A 15977-nucleotide genomic window follows, 5' to 3' on the forward strand; every position below is an offset into this window, starting at 1 on the left:
AGTAAATAGCAGCGTCGGTTGCGTAGTACTATCTATCGGCCTGCGTTCTATGAGTGAAGTTGTCTATTTCGAGTTGGCAGAGGATGCACTGCCGCTGGAGTTACCCCTGATGGCGTGCCCGGTGCCCGCTGGCTTTCCGTCGCCTGCCGACGGCTATTCCGATCAAACCCTGGATCTGCACCGCTACTTGTTTGAGCGGCCCGCTTCCACCTTTCTGGCCCAGGTAACCGGCGATTCGATGCTGGGCGCTGGCATCAATCCCGATGATTTTATTGTCGTCAACCGGGCTATTACTCCGGTCGATGGGCACATTGTGGTGGCGGTGGTGGAGGGTGAGCACACCGTGAAGCGGCTGCGGCAGGAAAACGGGCGCATGTGGCTGGAAGCGGCCAACGAGCGCTACCCAGCCCTGGAGCTGCCCGACGACTATCGGGTTGAGATCTGGGGCGTGGTTACCCATGTCATTCACCCTTTTATGAAAAAGAAAACGCCCGTTGCGGCCTGGGCCAACCAGCCCCGAAAATGGTCGCCGTCTTAGCAAGCCAAAACTATAGCTATGTACGCGCTAGTCGATTGCAACAACTTCTACGTCAGCTGTGAGCGTGTTTTTCAGCCGCGCTTCGTCGGGGTGCCCGGCGTGGTGCTCTCCAACAACGACGGCTGCCTGATCTCGCGCTCGGACGAAGCCAAAGCGCTGGGGCTGAAAATGGGAGATCCTTTTCACAAGGTGCGGCCCTTTCTGGAGCAGCACGGCGTGTGGGTGCGCTCGTCTAACTACGCGCTGTACGGCGATATGTCGCGGCGCGTAGTGGAGGTGCTCAGCTTGTTTACGCCCGAGGTAGAGGTCTATTCCATCGACGAAGCTTTCCTGAACCTGGCCGGCCTGCGCTACGCCGCTCCTGATTTGGTGCAGTATGCCACCGAAATTCAGCGTACGGTAGCCCAGCACGTAGGCATCCCGACCTGCGTGGGCGTAGCGCCGAGCAAAACGTTGGCGAAGCTGGCCAACCGCCTGGCCCGGAAGCTGCCGGAAACGCAGCCGCGGGTGTGGGTGCTCGATACTGCGGCCAAGCAGCAGGACGCGCTCCGGCGCATGCCCATCGGGGATGTGTGGGGCATTGGGCGGCGCTACGCCCTAAAGCTGCGTGACAACGGCATCGGGACGGCGGCTGAGCTGGCGGCCATGCCCGAGCCGTGGGTGCGGCGCCATATGGGCGGAGTGGTAGGCGTGCGGTTGTGGCGCGAACTGCACGGCGACTCTTGCCTGAGCTTCGATCCGCAGGAGTGCGACGACGAGGGCCAGTTGGTGTCCATTGGCGCCTCGAAGCGCAGCCTGACGCATTCGCGCTCTTTTGGCAAGCCGCTCTGCGAGCATCGTCTGCTCCGCGAAGCCGTGGCCACATTTGTTGCCCGCGCGGCCGAAAAGCTACGGCAGCAGGGCAGCGCCGCCCACGTGCTCACGGTACTGCTTGGCACCGATAAATACGCGCCCACTGCCGGCCCCAGTACCCATACCACCGTCGTGACGCTGGCCAGCGCCTCCGACAACACCAGCGAGCTTACCCAAGCGGCTCTACGCGGGCTGCGGGAGCTGGCCCGGCCGGGTGTGGCCTATCACAAAGCTGGCGTCGTGCTCAGTGGCCTCGAACCGGCCACGCAACGGCAAATGGGCTTGTTTACCAAGTCGCCCGAACTGTTAGCGCAGAGCAGCAAACTCATGGCTGCCCTCGACACGCTTAATGCTCGGTATGGGCGCCAAACGGTACGCTACGCCGTCGCCGCCGACCGCGATCCCGTTTGGCAGGGCCGTTCCGCTTTCCGCTCTCCACGCTACACAACGCATTGGCCGGATATCTGGAAAGTGAATTAATGTAAATAATTAATAATCAATTACTTATGATTTAAAATAATTCGCCTGCTCAACACCGTCTGCGGTCCGCGAATTTGCAACACATACACGCCAGCCGGATAACGGCGCAAGTCGAGCGTAGCACTTGATGCTCGGATTTTATCGGTCTGTACAACCTGACCTAAGGAGTTGAGCAGCAACAAGTTGCTGCCCACAAAGCCACTGGGTAGCTCCACGCGTAGCTGCCCGGTGGTAGGGTTGGGAAATACTTGCCACGAAGCCGCGAGGGTGGCGGTGCGAGTAGGCAGCACGGCGTTGTATTTGGCTTGGGCAGCCGTGGCGGCCGCTTGGAGTTGGGCTAAGGTATTGGCGCCCAAAACGGCAAAACCAACGGTTGCAGAGTCGCCGGGCGCTAAGGCGCGCAGCGTAGTGCCTACTACTTGCGACACATCGGTGCCGTTGGTTGGGTCGACGGTGCGCTGGCGTGTGCCGTTGCTGAGCGTCGCAAATTTTTCGGCGGCGCTGAACCCGTCGGCCAGGTACACCGGGCTGCCGGCCGGGGCCCGGTTATCGAGCGAGTAGCAAGTGGCGGGCCCGCCTTGCAGTAGCTTCACGCCCGCATAAAAATTGGGCGAACCTTTGTCGTAGGCGTAGCCCATGGCCCGCACCGAATCCCAGGCCGCCGCATTCCGATTGGGCTCGGGCAGCATATCCCAGTCCATGTACAGGCCCGCATACAGCGGGCGCAACGTGTCGGCGGTCACGTTCCGGAGCTTGTATTCAACAATCACGTAATCGCGGTTGGGGGCCGCGCTCCAGGCGTATGCGTGCTGTCTAATCTTCACGCCCACAGTGCGTTGCTTGGTGAGAGCAGGCAACGAATCCTGAAAAACTCCGAAGGCCTCTTGGTCGGCGCGAGCGCCGGGTTGCTGCACGGTAAGCTGGCCAAGCTGGTAAAAGTCCTCGTCGCTGCTCTTGCGGTCGTTGCGCAGCCGGTCGGAAACCCGCGTGGGCGAGGTAGCAACCAGCAAACCGCCTTCGTAGAGCAGGGCCCCGCTTTTCTGATACGCAACGCTCTCGCCCCAAGTGGCGCCCAGCCCGTCGTAGCCCACGTTGCCGCGGCTGGTGAGGGTCAGCAACAGCTCGTTTGCATCCAGCACCGCATACCCCGGATTGAGCGTAACACTCACATACTGATCGTCTTGGAAGCCGTTGGCAGCCGTAATATGGTACCGCAGCGTGGCCTTCGTGTTCAGTGGCACCGGCCCTGCCACCGTCAGGCGAAACGGCTTGCTGGCGTTGGTCGCGCGGCCCAGCGTAGGCAGGCTGCCCGCACTATACGTACCCTGCGGGACAGTGAGATAGGGTGAAAGAGAAGTTAAGGTAATCGTCAGATTGTCAACAGGTTGCAGAAGATTCTGAATCTCAATGCCTAATCTGAGCGAATCGCCGGGCGGCTGCACAAGGCGGCTGGGAGCAAAGGTGCTAGCCGTGATCTGGACGGCGCGCAGGTCGGTGAGGGCCACGGCGCGGTGCACGTTCAGGCGGCCCTTGCCCAGCTTGTCGCGGTAAGCCGTGTTGGCGGCAATAGCATAGATATCGTCCGCGGACTGTCGCAGCTGAGCCGCTACCTGCTGCGAATTGTACTGCGGAAACCGCGCCCGTACCAGTCCCGCCGCCCCCGCCACCATAGGCGCTGAAAACGAAGAACCGCCAAACAGCAAAGCGTAGTCAGCGTCGTTGTAGCCGTTGGTGCTCAGAATGTTAAGTCCGGGTGCCGACAGCGCTACGTGGTAGCTGTAGGTGGTGTAGTCCGTAATGGCGTCGGTGGCAGTCAGTTGGGCCACGGAAAGCACGTGGTCGTAGCTGGCAGGATAATAATCGAAATCGCCTTTGGTGTTGCCAGCCGCTGCCACCAGCACCGCATCGCGGTTGATAGCAGCGTAATTGATTACGTCCTGCTCAAACCGCGATTTCCCTTCCGCGCCGCCCCACGACATATTGATAACCTGGCACCCGTGATCAGCGGCGTATACAATGGCCTCATAACCAGCAAAATACCCGGTCGAGTTGGTGGGATATATCTTCAAGGGTAAAAACTTGCAGGCGTACCCGACGCCCGCTAAACCCACGCCGTTATCGGCGCGCCCAACCGCGCAGCCCGTGACCTGCACGCCGTGCGCGTTGCCCAACTGCCGGAACGCATCGTTGTCGTTATCAGCCAGATCCCAGCCCCGAAAGTTGTCGACGTACCCGTCGCGGTCGTTGTCAAGGCCGTCGATGGGGTCGGCGTAGTTGCGTTTGTACTGGTCCTTGAGGTCTTCGTGGGTGTAGCGCGTGCCCGTGTCCGTGATGCCGATCACGATGCTGGTGTCGCCTTTGGTCACGTCCCAGGCGCGGTACGCCTGAATGTTTTTCAGGTAATACTGGCCGTCGGCGCGCGTCGAATCGGCCAGCGGGTCGTTGGGCTGCGTGAGCGGGTCGCGGGTGTAAAGCGGTTCGGCGTACTCCACGGCACCGGTTTGCAGCAGGCTGCGGCAGGCTTTTTCGGGCGCCACGTCCGGGCTAAACCGGATCTGATAGACCAGCCGCAGGTCGACGGCGCCCGGCTTTTCGGGGTCGGGCGCAAGCGAGCGCGGAAATTTCTGCTGAAGAGTAGTGGCGCGTAGCTGCTGCAAGGCTTTTTGCAACGCCGGCACGGCTACCGCATCGGGGCTGGCCGCCTCGCGCAGCTCTGGCCGGAGCTTGAACACGAGCGTGCCCAGTTGCAGGGAGGTGCCCGGCGCCACCGGCCGCGTCTGGGCCATGAGCGGCCGGAAATGAAACAAAACAAGTGACACCAGCACCAACCCCAGGCGTAGCAGTGGTTTCATAGGCAAACAAGCAAAGCATTCGAGGGCAATTCTGTAAATTTAGCTTGAATTTGGGTGATTCTTTCCCCCAACTGGTTGTATGAAGCGCGAAGCATTACTGGCGGAAATAAGCCAACGCCGGACGGACGTGAGCAAGAAAGCGCGGCGGTACCGGCGGCTCAACATTGCCCTGCTCGTCGCTTCGCTTTTCTTCGGGTTGCTGGCCACCACACTGGCCGGCGACAGCGCCGCGGAGGGCAAATTGGTTGCGGCGAATGTGGCAGAAGCAACCACCGGCAAAGTACCCAGCACACTACCGCCCGGCTGGCGAAATGTGTGCCGGCTGATTGCCATCTGCACGTTTCTCGGAACGGCCGCCACCGGCATCAGCACCGGATTGAAAATCGCTGAGAATCAGTCGAAAGCCACCCTTTGCGTGGGCCAATTGAACGCGATGCAAATTGAGCTGTTAGACGAAAACCAGGACGAAGCCACGCTGCGCCGGTTGCAGGACGATCTGTTGAAAGTGTACAAAGACTACCCCGAATATTTTCTGTGAAAAGCCTCAGCCGAGCGCGCTTGCGCCGTTGGTTGTGCATCTTTAGGGGTTGTTTTGCGGAAATTCCACCAAGTTTTTACCCTTATCCATACTAATTCCGTCAGTTTCTAAAACCCATCATGACTGAAACCACCCAAAAACACCAGTCCACCCTCGACAACGCGATCAAAGCCCTGCACGGACGCACTTTTTTCGCGCATTTCCCCGAAAATCCCTCTCCCGACATCTACGGCGCCGACGCCGATCGCCTCGGCCGCGAAAAGTTTGAGGCCCACCGCAATCAGCAGTTTACGGAGCTGCTGCAAAGCGAGCCCGAGCAATGGGTAGGGCAGGAAGAATCGCCCTATGAGCAGCAGCCGCTGGGCGTCAAATACCCGTTTTTTTCGCCCGAAACGCTGGTGCAGCGCGCCCAAAAAGCGTTTGATCAGTGGCGCAAGCTCAAGCCGGCCCAGCGCGCCGCCCTCCTGACCGAAGCCCTCGACGGCATGCGTGACCGCTTCTTCGAGATCGCTTACGCCACCATGCACACCACCGGCCAAGCCTACATGATGTCGTTTCAGGCGTCGGGGCCGCACGCCGCCGACCGCGCGCTGGAAGCCATTGCCGCCGGCTACGAAGAGCAGACGCGCTTCCCGGAGGAAACCCGCTGGGAGAAGCCCATGGGCAAGTACAACATCACCCTCAACAAAACCTGGCGCGCCGTGCCCAAAGGCGTAGCCTTGGTGATTGGCTGCTCGACTTTCCCGACCTGGAACACGGTGCCGGGCATGTTTGCTAGCCTGGTAACCGGCAACCCCGTCATCATTAAGCCGCACCCGAAGGCCGTGTTGCCCATCGCCATTGTGGTGGCCGAAGTGCAGAAAGTATTGGCTGCACACAACCTCGACCCTAATATTTGCCAGCTAGGAGTTGACGCTGATAATCGATTGATTACCAAGGATTTGTGTGAAAATCCTGCGGTGAAGCTTATCGACTACACCGGCGGCTCGCAGTTTGGCGACTACGTGGAAAGCCTGAAGGGCAAAACCGTATTCACCGAAAAAACCGGCGTCAACAGCATCATCCTCGACTCCTGCGACGACCTCGACAAAGTAGCCCAGAACCTGGCGTTTTCGGTGAGTTTGTATTCGGGCCAGATGTGCACGGCGCCCCAGAATTTTTTCATTCCCGAAACCGGCGTGAAAGTGGGCGACCAGCAAGTGCCCTACGAAGAAGTGGTGCAGAAAATCGCGGCGGCCGTGACGGGTTTGGCTACCAACCCCAAGGCCGGTCCGCACGTGTTGGGTGCTATCCAGAGCTCGGCTACGCAGGAACGGGTGCAGCAATTGGCCCTCGACGGCGGCCGCAGCATCTTGGCCCATGGCACCGTCGACAACCCCACGTTCAAGAACGCCCGGACGTGCTCGCCCAGCATTCACGAGGTCGATGCCTCGCGCGTGGAGCAGTTCAGTCAGGAATTGTTCGGCCCGATCATGTTGGTTATCAAGACCAAAGACACGCAGGAAAGCATTCGGTTGGCGGCCCAGTTGGCCCGCGAGCACGGCGCCATCAGCTGCGGAGCCTACACCACCGACCAAGAGGTGAAAGAGCAGATCATGGACGAGATGAGCCTGGCCGGCACGCCGGTGAGCTTCAACCTCACCGGCGGCATCTACGTGAATCAGAACGCGGGCTTCTCCGACTTTCACGTCACGGGCGGCAACCCCGCCGGCAACGCCTCCTTCACCAACCCCGAGTTTGTGATCAAGCGCTTTACGTGGGTAGGCTTCCGCGAGCCGGCTGTGTAAGTATTTGATTGGTAGATAGATACAAAAAGCCCCGATTCCGGCCGGAATCGGGACTTTTTGTTTGAATGACTTACTGGAACACGCCTACTCCTACAAGCTCATCATCTCGCGAAACAGCACCGACTGCTTGCGCGAAACTTCTACTTCAGGGCCTTGCTTGAGCTTGATTTTGAGCGTGTTGCTAAACCACGGCTCAATTGTGTCGATCCATTTTAGGTTGATGATCTGCTGGCGGTTGGCGCGGAAAAACACCTTCGGGTCGAGGCGCGTTTCGAGGTGCTGCAAGGTGCGCGGGATGAGCGGCCGGTGCTCCTCGAAGTAAATTTGCGTGTAGCTGCCGTTGATTTCGAAAAGCTTGATATCGGCCAGCCGCACAAACCAGCACCGCTCGCCGTCTTTCACAAACACCTGATCCTGAGCCGAAAGCGGTGGGACGGCCCCTTCGTCGGGCGTGGCGGGCATTGTTGTTTGATTCCGGGCTTTTTCCAATGCCGCCGCCAGCCGGTTTTCCTGTACGGGCTTCAGCAGGTAATCCAGCGCGCTGACTTCGAAGGCGCGCAGGGCGTATTCGTCGTAGGCGGTGGTAAAAATCACCTGCGGCGCCATGTCCAGCGATTCCAGCAGGTCGAAGCCGCTGCCGCCGGGCATCTGGATGTCGAGAAACAGCAGATCGGGGCGCAGGGCCTGAATCTGGGCGCGGGCTTCGGCGGCGTTTTTGGCTTCGCCGACCACCGTGACGTCGGGGAAGGCCTGAAGCAGGTGGCGCAGCTCGGTGCGGGCGAGGCGCGAGTCGTCGATGAGCAGGGCGTTCATGCCGGGTGCGGTTGGGGAATGAGGGGTAGGCGCAGGCAGGCCGTTACGGTATTGGGCGTGACAGAATCGTTGTCGATGGCCAGCACAGCTTTGGGTCCGAAAAGCAGATGCAGCCGCTCGCGGGCATTGCGCAGGCCCACCCCTTCGTGGGTAGAATCAGTTTCGTAAGTGCCTGTATTACTAACGGTTACGTACAGCGCCTCTTGCGCTTCATCGCAACGGGCCGTGAGCGTAATCTGGCCGCCTTCGGGCCGCGGGGCGATGCCGTGCTTGATGCTGTTTTCGACCAGCAGTTGCAGCGTCATGGGCGGAATAAGCACGTCGAGGGCGGCAGGCTCGACGTCGAGCGAGTAGGCGAGGCGCTCTTCCAGCTGCACGGCTTCGAGCTCCAGGTAGTGCTCCACGATTTCCAGCTCGCGGGCCAGGGGCACTTGCTCGGTGCTGTTGAGCTGAATGGAATAGCGCAGCAAATCAGAGAGATGCGTGATCATTTGGCGGGCGCGGCTGGGGTCTTCGGTTACCAGCGCCCGGATGTTGTTGAGGCCGTTGAACATGAAATGCGGGTTGATCTGCGCTTTCAGGGTGCGCATTTCGGCATCGCGCACGGCCACGGCCAGCTTCAGCTTGTCAATCTCCACCTGCTTGTAGCGATCGAGGTAGTGTACGCCAAAATACAGCCCCGACCAGATGAGCATCACGACGAAAATCTGCAATCCGTAGCCGATATACTGATACCACGGGGCCGGGCCGCCCACGGCCGCCGGTGGACGCACTACATACACCACCAGCGTAGCAATAATGAGTTGGCTCACTACTGATACCACCCCCAAAGCACCCAGCAGGCGCGGCAGTAGCTTATCAGCGGGGAGGGTCACCCAAGCGTGGCGGCGCACATATTCGCGCAGTGCATGACTCAAGGCAAGCATCGTTAGGACTACGCACGCTTCCAGCCTCACCGCCAGCCACATGAACCTGCCAAAGATGCTGTACATCGCCACGCCTAGCGCTCCAAAGGCTATCCACCCCCCGAGTTGTAGGCTCCAATAAAGACGGGTACGGCGGCTCAGGGCGGGCATAAAGCAAAGATGCAGAATCGAGAAGTAGATCAGCTACAACGCTACTGAATTGTCGGGCTTCACTCACCGTAGCCCGACCTGTTGCTTGCTGTTTTCGCTGGGCGGTGGTTAGGAGCGTACTTTGCCCGCACGCTTCGCCGTCGCGTTTTGCTTCAAAAAAGCATCCGTTTGGGCAAAAAACCACTGCGTGTCGTCCCACATCAGAAAGTGCTTGCCGGCTTCCGACATTTCGATGCGGTGCTGGGGCAGCTTGGCGTATTGCTGCTCATAAATGGCGCGGGTGCTTTCCATTGTAGAGCCGTAAGCTTTGTAAGCAGCCCAGGCACCCAACACCAAGGTAGGCTGCTGAATACGAGCTACATCCGAGCGCAGGTCGGTGGTGTAGAGGTCGTACATGGCTTGGGCTACGGTGGCGGGGTCGGAGAGCTGACTCCAGCGCGAGGCCTGCGTAATGCGGGCCGTATCGGTCATCATACCCGCCGACATTTGCCGCGATTGGGCCACCGACATGTGGCCTTGGCGCATTTGCTGGCGCATTCCCTCAGCCATGGGCTTGGCCGCGTCGGCAGTCAGGTTAGCATTTTGCACCGCTGCCAGAAACGGCAAGGAATCTACAATAACGAGCGGACCGAGCGCGCTTGGGTCGGTGGCGCTCATCCACAGGGCCAAGAAGCCGCCCAGGCTATGCCCGATCACGACTGGCTTCGTAAGCTTTTCGCTTTTGACATATGTAAGTATCTGATTTCGAGCATCTTGCAAAAATTGATCGGAAACGGGCTGTGGGGCTGGCTGTCCGCCAAACCCTGCCAGCGAGATGACGTGGCATTGGTAGTCTTTCTGGTAGCGGGCCACGGTTTCGTCCCACACGGCGCCAGGGCAAGTGAGGCCCGGAATAAGCAGCATTGGGCGGCCTTTGCCCGTCACTTTTACCGTGAAAGTGGGATGTGCAGCCGGGTTGTCGGTGGCGTGGGCGGCAAGCGAAGCCAGCAGAAAAACGACGAGCAGCAACCCGATGGCTTGCAGGTGGCGGCGGAGGGTAAGCAGCAATTTCATAACGCAGGAGAGGTTGAGAGGTGAAATAATGTCCCAAACCTAGCGTCGGCGGCTGCGCAGCGAAACAACATTTAAAGGAACGGTAGCAAGACCATGCGAACGGTAAAAAAGCCGGCTGAATGGTTCTGCCCAGGCAAAGAAATGCCCCGCCTCGATCGTAAAATCGGGACGGGGCCAAATCGATGCCGCTTTGAAGCTACCTAGAGCTAAATAATATTGCGCAGATCGTCGCGCAGGCCCTCGATGCCGCGCCAGATTTCTTCCCAGGTCGTGCGCTCGTGGTGGGAGCCGTTGGGGTCGGTATCGGGGGCGGGGCCGAGCTGCTCGGCAAGCTTGGCGCGCTTTACTTCCAGCGCCGCAATGTGCTCATGGTACGTATGATGCGAGTTGGCCGTGGTGGCATGCGCCCGGTTCCGCAAGGTCTTGATTTTGGAATCCAGCTCTTCGAGCGCTTGGCGCAGGTTGGCATCCGACAGGTGCTGCGGCGGACGCATGTGTTCGGGTTTGGGCGTGTAAGTCATGGTCGTAACAACTGGCAGAAGGCGTGGGCAGCTAAGCCAGCCAAGCTTCCGGGTGAGATACTTCAATGTACTGTCTTTTTCGGCGAAAGGATGCTGAAAAAGGCCAACAATTACTGAACAATAAGCCCGCCGCTACTCAGGAAGCATCGAACACTCTTGGCACGCCCAACTCACGGGCCAGCGGCGCGGCGCCCGAATTCCAGAGCCGCGCGAGTAATTGGTTGATGTCGGCGCTCAGCTCCAAGTGGTAATCGGGGTGCAGCTTGCCGGTTTGGCGCAGCATTTCGTGGGTACGGCGAGCCAAATGTTGCAACAGCGGCTGCGTGGGGCCGTGCAACCGCGCCACTACTTGCGGCTGGTGCTCAAACACGCGGTTGAGCAGGCGCACGGTCAGGTCTACTTCCCCGAATGCATCGTCCGTGATTTTGGCGTGGTACGCAATGCGCGCTTGCAACTGCCTCACAATCAGCAACAAGTCGTTCGGGCTTTGGTGGAAGCCCCGCACTGGGTCGTCGATCTGGCGGCGCAGGTATTCGCGGCGGTCCTCCAGCGCCTCCGGGCCTTCCAGCAGCCGATACGTGAGCTGTTCGCACAGCACCGAATCCTGGCTGACGAGGCGGGAAAGCAGCTGGTCTTTTTCCTTCTGCGGCAGATTGAGGAGGGCTTTGCGCAGGTCAGATGGGAGAGCGGGCATAAACAACTTGCGCCTGGCACAAGCCAAGCAGTTAGTGCTTTATAAGTATTTGATAATGTGATTGTTATGAAGTAAACTCCTAGGGCTCCGCAATAGCTATTGCGCTTCGGAAGTATCTGCAAAAGCCCTAGCACATCATCTGCTTACCAAAACGTTTTTTGAGTGACAGAAGCTCCCGCAGCCTGCGTTTAGGCTACTTTTTCCAGCGTTTCTTCTTCCGGCACCGAAAGTCCCTGGAGGGCCAACTGGTGCTTAGCTTCGTCAAACTCGTTCTCGCTTTTGGCGATGACGAGCGTGGCCACGCCGTTGCCGATCACGTTGGTGATGGCCCGCGCCTCCGACATAAATCGGTCCACGCCGAGCAAAAGCGCCACGCCTTCCACCGGAATGACTTTGGTAGCCGCCAGCGTAGAAGCCAGCACAATAAAGCCCGAACCCGTCACGCCCGCCGCGCCTTTCGAAGTCAGCATCAAAATGCCAATTATGGTAAGCTGTTGAGTGATTGGGAGTTGTATGCCGAAAGCCTGCGCCAGGAAAATGGTCGCAATGGATAGGTAGATGGAAGTGCCGTCGAGGTTAAACGAGTAACCCGTCGGGATCACCAGCCCCGCCACCGACCGCGAGCAGCCGTAGCGCTCCATCTTGTCGATCATGCGCGGCAAAGCCGATTCCGACGACGAAGTGCCCAGCACCAGCAAAATTTCCTCGCGGATAAAGCCCAGATAGCGCCACAGGCTGAGCCCATAAAACCGCATGACTGCGTTCAGAACCACGAAAATGAACAGGAACATGGTCAGGTACACCACCAGCATCAGCTTGCCCAGTGGCAGCAGCGTGGCAATGCCGTACTTGCCAATGGTGAAGGCCATGCCGCCAAACGCCCCCAGCGGCGCCAGCTTCATCACCAGCGCCAACACCCCAAACGTCGCGTGCGACAGGCGCGAGAACGTCTGCATCAGCGGCTCGCTGTACTGCCGCGGAATGCGCCCCACGGCCACGCCAAACAACACCGCAAACAGCAAGACTTGCAGCACGTCGCCTTCGGCAAACGCCCCAACCACGCTGTGCGGCACGATGTGAGTAAAAAATTCCACCCAGTTCATTTCGCTGGCCTGCGCTGTGTATTTGGAGGCTTCGGCGGCCTGCGTGGCCGTTTGGGTAGCTACCGACGCCCGCGCGTCGATGCCCACGCCGGGTTGGGCCAAGTTAGCAGCCGTAATGCCGATTACGAGGGCCAGCGTCGTCACGATTTCGAAGTACAGCAGCGCCTTGCCGCCTACGCGCCCCACCTTTTTCATGTCGCCCATGCTGCCGATGCCCAGCACCACGGTCAGGAAAATGATGGGCGCAATGAGCATCTTGATCAGGTTGATGAACGTGTCGCCGATGGGCTTGAGCGCCGCCCCAAACGTGGGGAACAAGCTGCCGACCACAATGCCCAGCGTGATCGCCGTAAGAACCTGAAACGTGAGGTTAGAAGAGAGTTTTTTCATGCAGAAGACCGAGCAAAAGGAGCAACAAAGTACGCCGCCCCAGCCGGAAGTACGCCGTGCGCTTGATAATGGCTAAAGCTAAAGATTAAGCGCGAAGCGCGCCTGATGAACACACAGCGCTGATGTGGCTTCTAAGCACTTTTAAAGGCGGCGATGCCAAAAAGGCGGTCATGCAGAGTGTGAGCGAAGCATCTCTGCCGCTTCGTTGAGTTACTAACCAGTAGAGATGCTTCGCTCACGCTCTGCATGACGCACAAGTGAGAGAAATGCTGATTTAAGGCCGCGATGCCAGGCCAATGTCAGATTTGACCATTTTCCAAACGGATACCGCAGCAATAAGTAGAAGCAGATAGATTGATATTCGCCAGGCTGAATCGTACAAAGGCTGCCAAGTAGCTAGCTCCCAAAACGAATTAGTCCAGTTGTCGAAACGATCCCAAATTGAAAGTGGCTTTGGGGTGAAGTGATAGTCAGATCTACCACAGGAAATTATTGGCAGCGAATCCTTGCTACGCTTGACGGAATCACTATAGGGAGAACGCCGGTCGGTAAAGGCATAAAAGGCTGTGGGGGCCCGTCGAATATCAAGCCAATACTTCTGCATGCTATTGATATTCATTATGTCAAATAAACGAACTAAGCTACCATACCGGGCTTTATCAGTAAAGTACACACGCAATCCTCTTGCATGTGCTGTATCTTGTTGATAGCCTGAGGTTAAGCTGTAAGCTGCCAGAAGCGCAAGAGAATCGTGGGTGTGATTTCCGTTCACTACCATATCATCCCACTTACGGAACTTGTTTAAGTTCTCTTGTGGTAAATAAATAGTTGGGTCCCAAAAATTTCGGGGCTGGAGTGGCGGCATCGTGATCACCATGACGGAATGACGACGTAAGTGAGAATGTTTGGCTATCTGCATGCAACCCAGCAACAGCACAAACCCAAGCGCCAGCAGCCCCGGCGGAAATAGCAGCTTGCGACGGTGGCGGCGGAGAGTATGCATAGAAAGCGAACGGCTGAAGGGCGTTATCTATTATCCATTCAATATAGGGCTTGTGGTGCAGCGGGAAAGCGCTGTATCTCCACAACTTCTCTTGCCGATTTGCAGTTAGGCACAACGACCTCTTTGCTTGTTCATGCCCTACCGCTACTGCCTGCCGCTTCTACTGCTGCTGCAACTTCCGCTGCACGCCCAAAACCGTACGCCAGCTTCCCCCGACACGGCCCACGTCATTACGCTGCCCGAAGCTACGGTAGTCGGGTACGGGCAAAATCTGCCGCTGCGGCGCACGGCGGCGGCCGTGGGCGTGATTGATGCGCAGGTAATCAACCGATTCAGCCAAACCTCGCTGACGCAGGCCGTAAACACGCTGCCCGGCGTGCGGCTCGAAGAGCGAGCCACGGCGAGCTATCGTATCAGTGTGAGAGGCAGCACGTTGCGTTCGCCGTTTGGAGTGCGCAACGTCAAGACGTACTACAACGACATCCCCTTCACCGAAGCCAGCGGCAGCACCCCCTTCAACCTACTCGACCCGGCCACAATCGGGCGTATCGAAGTAATCAAAGGTCCGGCCGGCAGTGTGTACGGCGCGGGCACGGGCGGGGTGGTGCTACTCAGCAACCGGCGGCCACTGGCCGGCGAAGCGCGGGCGCAGGTGGGCACTACCGTGGGTAGCTACGGGTTGCGGCGCTATACCGTGGTGGCCGAAAGTGGGTCGGCTCAAGGTTTTGTGCGGGCACAGTACGCGCACCAATCCGTGGATGGCTACCGGCAGCAAAGCGCCCTGCGGCGCGATGTGCTGGCCCTCGACGGGGAGTTTTCGCCTTCCGGCAAGCAAACGGTAGCCGCGCACTTGCTCTACACCGACCTCGATTATCAGCTGCCCGGTGGCCTCACGCGGACGCAGTTTGAGCAAAATCCTCGGCAAGCGCGCCCCGGCACGGCCACGGCGCCGGGTACGGTGGCGCAACGCGCTGCTTACCGCTCGCGCGCAGCCTTGCTGGGGTTGAGCCATGAGTACCGCTTCACCGATCGATTTACGAACAAAACTACGCTCTATACTTTGGGTAGTTTTATTAAAACGCCGTATTTGATTGATTATGAGCGTAATACCTTGGTAGGCTGGGGCGGGCGCACAGCATTTAGCTACCGCAGTACGCTTCTCAATCGAACCATTCGGCTCACGGCAGGCGGCGAGTTTCAGAGCGGCTTTGAGAACTCCCGCAACTACCAAAACCGCGGTGGCGTGCCCGGCGCGCTGCGCTACGACGACGAAATCCGGACGGGCACGGGCTTTGGCTTTGCGCAGGCCGACTACGAGTTGCCGGCCGGGTTTTTGGTCACGGTGGGCGCGAGCTACAACCGCTTGCGCTATCGCATCGAGCGGGCCTCGGATGCCGCGGCCCAGCCTGAGAATTACCGCTTCGAGCGCGATTTCCGACCGCAGGTGTCGCCGCGAGTGGCACTACTGAAAGAACTGACCGCTCAAATATCGGCCTACGCCAGCGTGAGTACCGGCTTTTCGCCGCCTACCGACGAAGAAATCCGGCCTTCCGACGGCAGCCTCAACCGCACCTTGCAGGCCGAGCGCGGCACAAGCTACGAAGTGGGCACACGCGGCAACTTGTTGCAGAATCGCCTCACGTTCGACGTGGCACTGTTTGATTTTCGCCTGAAGCAAACCATCGTGACGCGCACTACCGACTTGGGTACCAGCGTGTTCTTCAATTCCGGCTCCACGCGGCAGCGCGGCCTCGAGGCGGCCGCCAGCGGCTGGCTGTGGCGCACCACCGATTCGCTCCGGACCACGGGCCTGCGCCTGTGGGGCAGCTACGCCTACAACCATTTCCGCTTTGGCCACTACCTCTCCAACGACCAAGATTACAGCGGCAATCGCCTCACCGGCACGCCTCCGCACACGCTCTCCGCAGGCCTCGACTACAGTCAGCAACTGGGTTTTTATGCCAGCCCCACGCTCAACCACCAAGCCCGCCTTCCGCTCAACGACGCCAACACGGCTTATGCGGCCGGCTACTGGACGTTCGCGGCGCGTATCGGCTGGCGGCGTACTTTCATAAATCATTTAGGGACAGATGTTTATGCAGGCGTCGAAAATGCCACTAACCGGCACTACAGCCTCGGCAACGACCTGAACGCCTTTGGCGGACGCTATTTTCAGCCGGCGCCGGGCCGTAACTACTATGGCGGGGTGCTGTTGGGGTGGCGTTGGTAGATAATAAAAAAGCCGTCGGCAAGGCCAGCGGCTTTTTGGGGTAAGCA

13 protein-coding genes are annotated in these 15977 nt (G+C 59.0%); 5 read left to right on the forward strand and 8 right to left on the reverse strand.

Going from position 1 to position 15977, the window contains the following annotated elements:
- Positions 1–49: 49 nt before the first annotated feature.
- Complete coding sequence (locus H9I52_RS03050; protein ID WP_187452600.1) at positions 50–538, forward strand: LexA family protein; 489 nt, start codon at positions 50–52, stop codon at positions 536–538.
- Positions 539–556: 18 nt separating this feature from the next.
- Positions 557–1870, forward strand: coding sequence for a Y-family DNA polymerase (locus H9I52_RS03055; RefSeq protein ID WP_187452601.1), 1314 nt, complete (start codon positions 557–559; stop codon positions 1868–1870).
- Between the two features lie 20 nt (positions 1871–1890).
- Here the strand turns inward: H9I52_RS03055 and H9I52_RS03060 are convergent, their stop codons facing one another.
- Positions 1891–4722: a S8 family peptidase gene (locus H9I52_RS03060; RefSeq protein WP_187452602.1), complete on the reverse strand. Its 2832-nt coding sequence runs from the start codon at positions 4720–4722 to the stop codon at positions 1891–1893.
- Positions 4723–4801: 79 nt separating this feature from the next.
- Here H9I52_RS03060 and H9I52_RS03065 point away from each other — a divergent pair, with 79 nt between their 5' ends.
- Both H9I52_RS03065 and paaN read left to right on the forward strand, forming a co-directional pair.
- Positions 4802–5260, forward strand: coding sequence for a hypothetical protein (locus H9I52_RS03065; protein ID WP_187452603.1), 459 nt, complete (start codon positions 4802–4804; stop codon positions 5258–5260).
- A gap of 119 nt (positions 5261–5379) precedes the next feature.
- Positions 5380–7047, forward strand: coding sequence for a phenylacetic acid degradation protein PaaN (paaN, locus tag H9I52_RS03070; RefSeq protein WP_187452604.1), 1668 nt, complete (start codon positions 5380–5382; stop codon positions 7045–7047).
- A 90-nt stretch (positions 7048–7137) separates the two neighbouring features.
- Here paaN and H9I52_RS03075 read toward each other — a convergent pair whose 3' ends face one another.
- From H9I52_RS03075 to H9I52_RS03105, 7 genes are all read right to left on the reverse strand, one after another.
- A complete protein-coding gene (locus H9I52_RS03075) occupies positions 7138–7860 on the reverse strand; it encodes a LytR/AlgR family response regulator transcription factor (protein ID WP_187452605.1) in 723 nt (240 codons plus the stop codon).
- Entirely contained in the window at positions 7857–8936 is a 1080-nt protein-coding gene (locus H9I52_RS03080) for a sensor histidine kinase (RefSeq protein ID WP_187452606.1), read from the reverse strand. The genes H9I52_RS03075 and H9I52_RS03080 overlap by 4 nt, the downstream gene beginning before the upstream one ends.
- Before the next feature lie 108 nt (positions 8937–9044).
- Complete coding sequence (locus H9I52_RS03085; protein ID WP_187452607.1) at positions 9045–9989, reverse strand: alpha/beta fold hydrolase; 945 nt, start codon at positions 9987–9989, stop codon at positions 9045–9047.
- Between the two features lie 206 nt (positions 9990–10195).
- Positions 10196–10510, reverse strand: coding sequence for a hypothetical protein (locus H9I52_RS03090; RefSeq protein ID WP_187452608.1), 315 nt, complete (start codon positions 10508–10510; stop codon positions 10196–10198).
- 136 nt (positions 10511–10646) lie between these two features.
- A complete protein-coding gene (locus tag H9I52_RS03095) occupies positions 10647–11204 on the reverse strand; it encodes a hypothetical protein (protein WP_187452609.1) in 558 nt (185 codons plus the stop codon).
- Positions 11205–11392: 188 nt separating this feature from the next.
- Positions 11393–12697, reverse strand: a complete 1305-nt coding sequence (locus tag H9I52_RS03100) for a dicarboxylate/amino acid:cation symporter (RefSeq protein ID WP_187452610.1) — start codon at positions 12695–12697, stop codon at positions 11393–11395.
- Between the two features lie 274 nt (positions 12698–12971).
- On the reverse strand, positions 12972–13700 hold the full coding sequence (locus H9I52_RS03105) for a hypothetical protein (RefSeq protein WP_187452611.1): 729 nt from the start codon (positions 13698–13700) through the stop codon (positions 12972–12974).
- A 133-nt stretch (positions 13701–13833) separates the two neighbouring features.
- Between H9I52_RS03105 and H9I52_RS03110 the strand changes: the two genes are divergently transcribed.
- Entirely contained in the window at positions 13834–15930 is a 2097-nt protein-coding gene (locus H9I52_RS03110) for a TonB-dependent receptor family protein (protein ID WP_187452612.1), read from the forward strand.
- Positions 15931–15977: the final 47 nt, after the last annotated feature.

The sequence above is a fragment of the Hymenobacter sp. BT491 genome (genome assembly GCF_014349165.1).
Taxonomy (GTDB): Bacteria; Bacteroidota; Bacteroidia; order Cytophagales; family Hymenobacteraceae; genus Hymenobacter; species Hymenobacter jejuensis.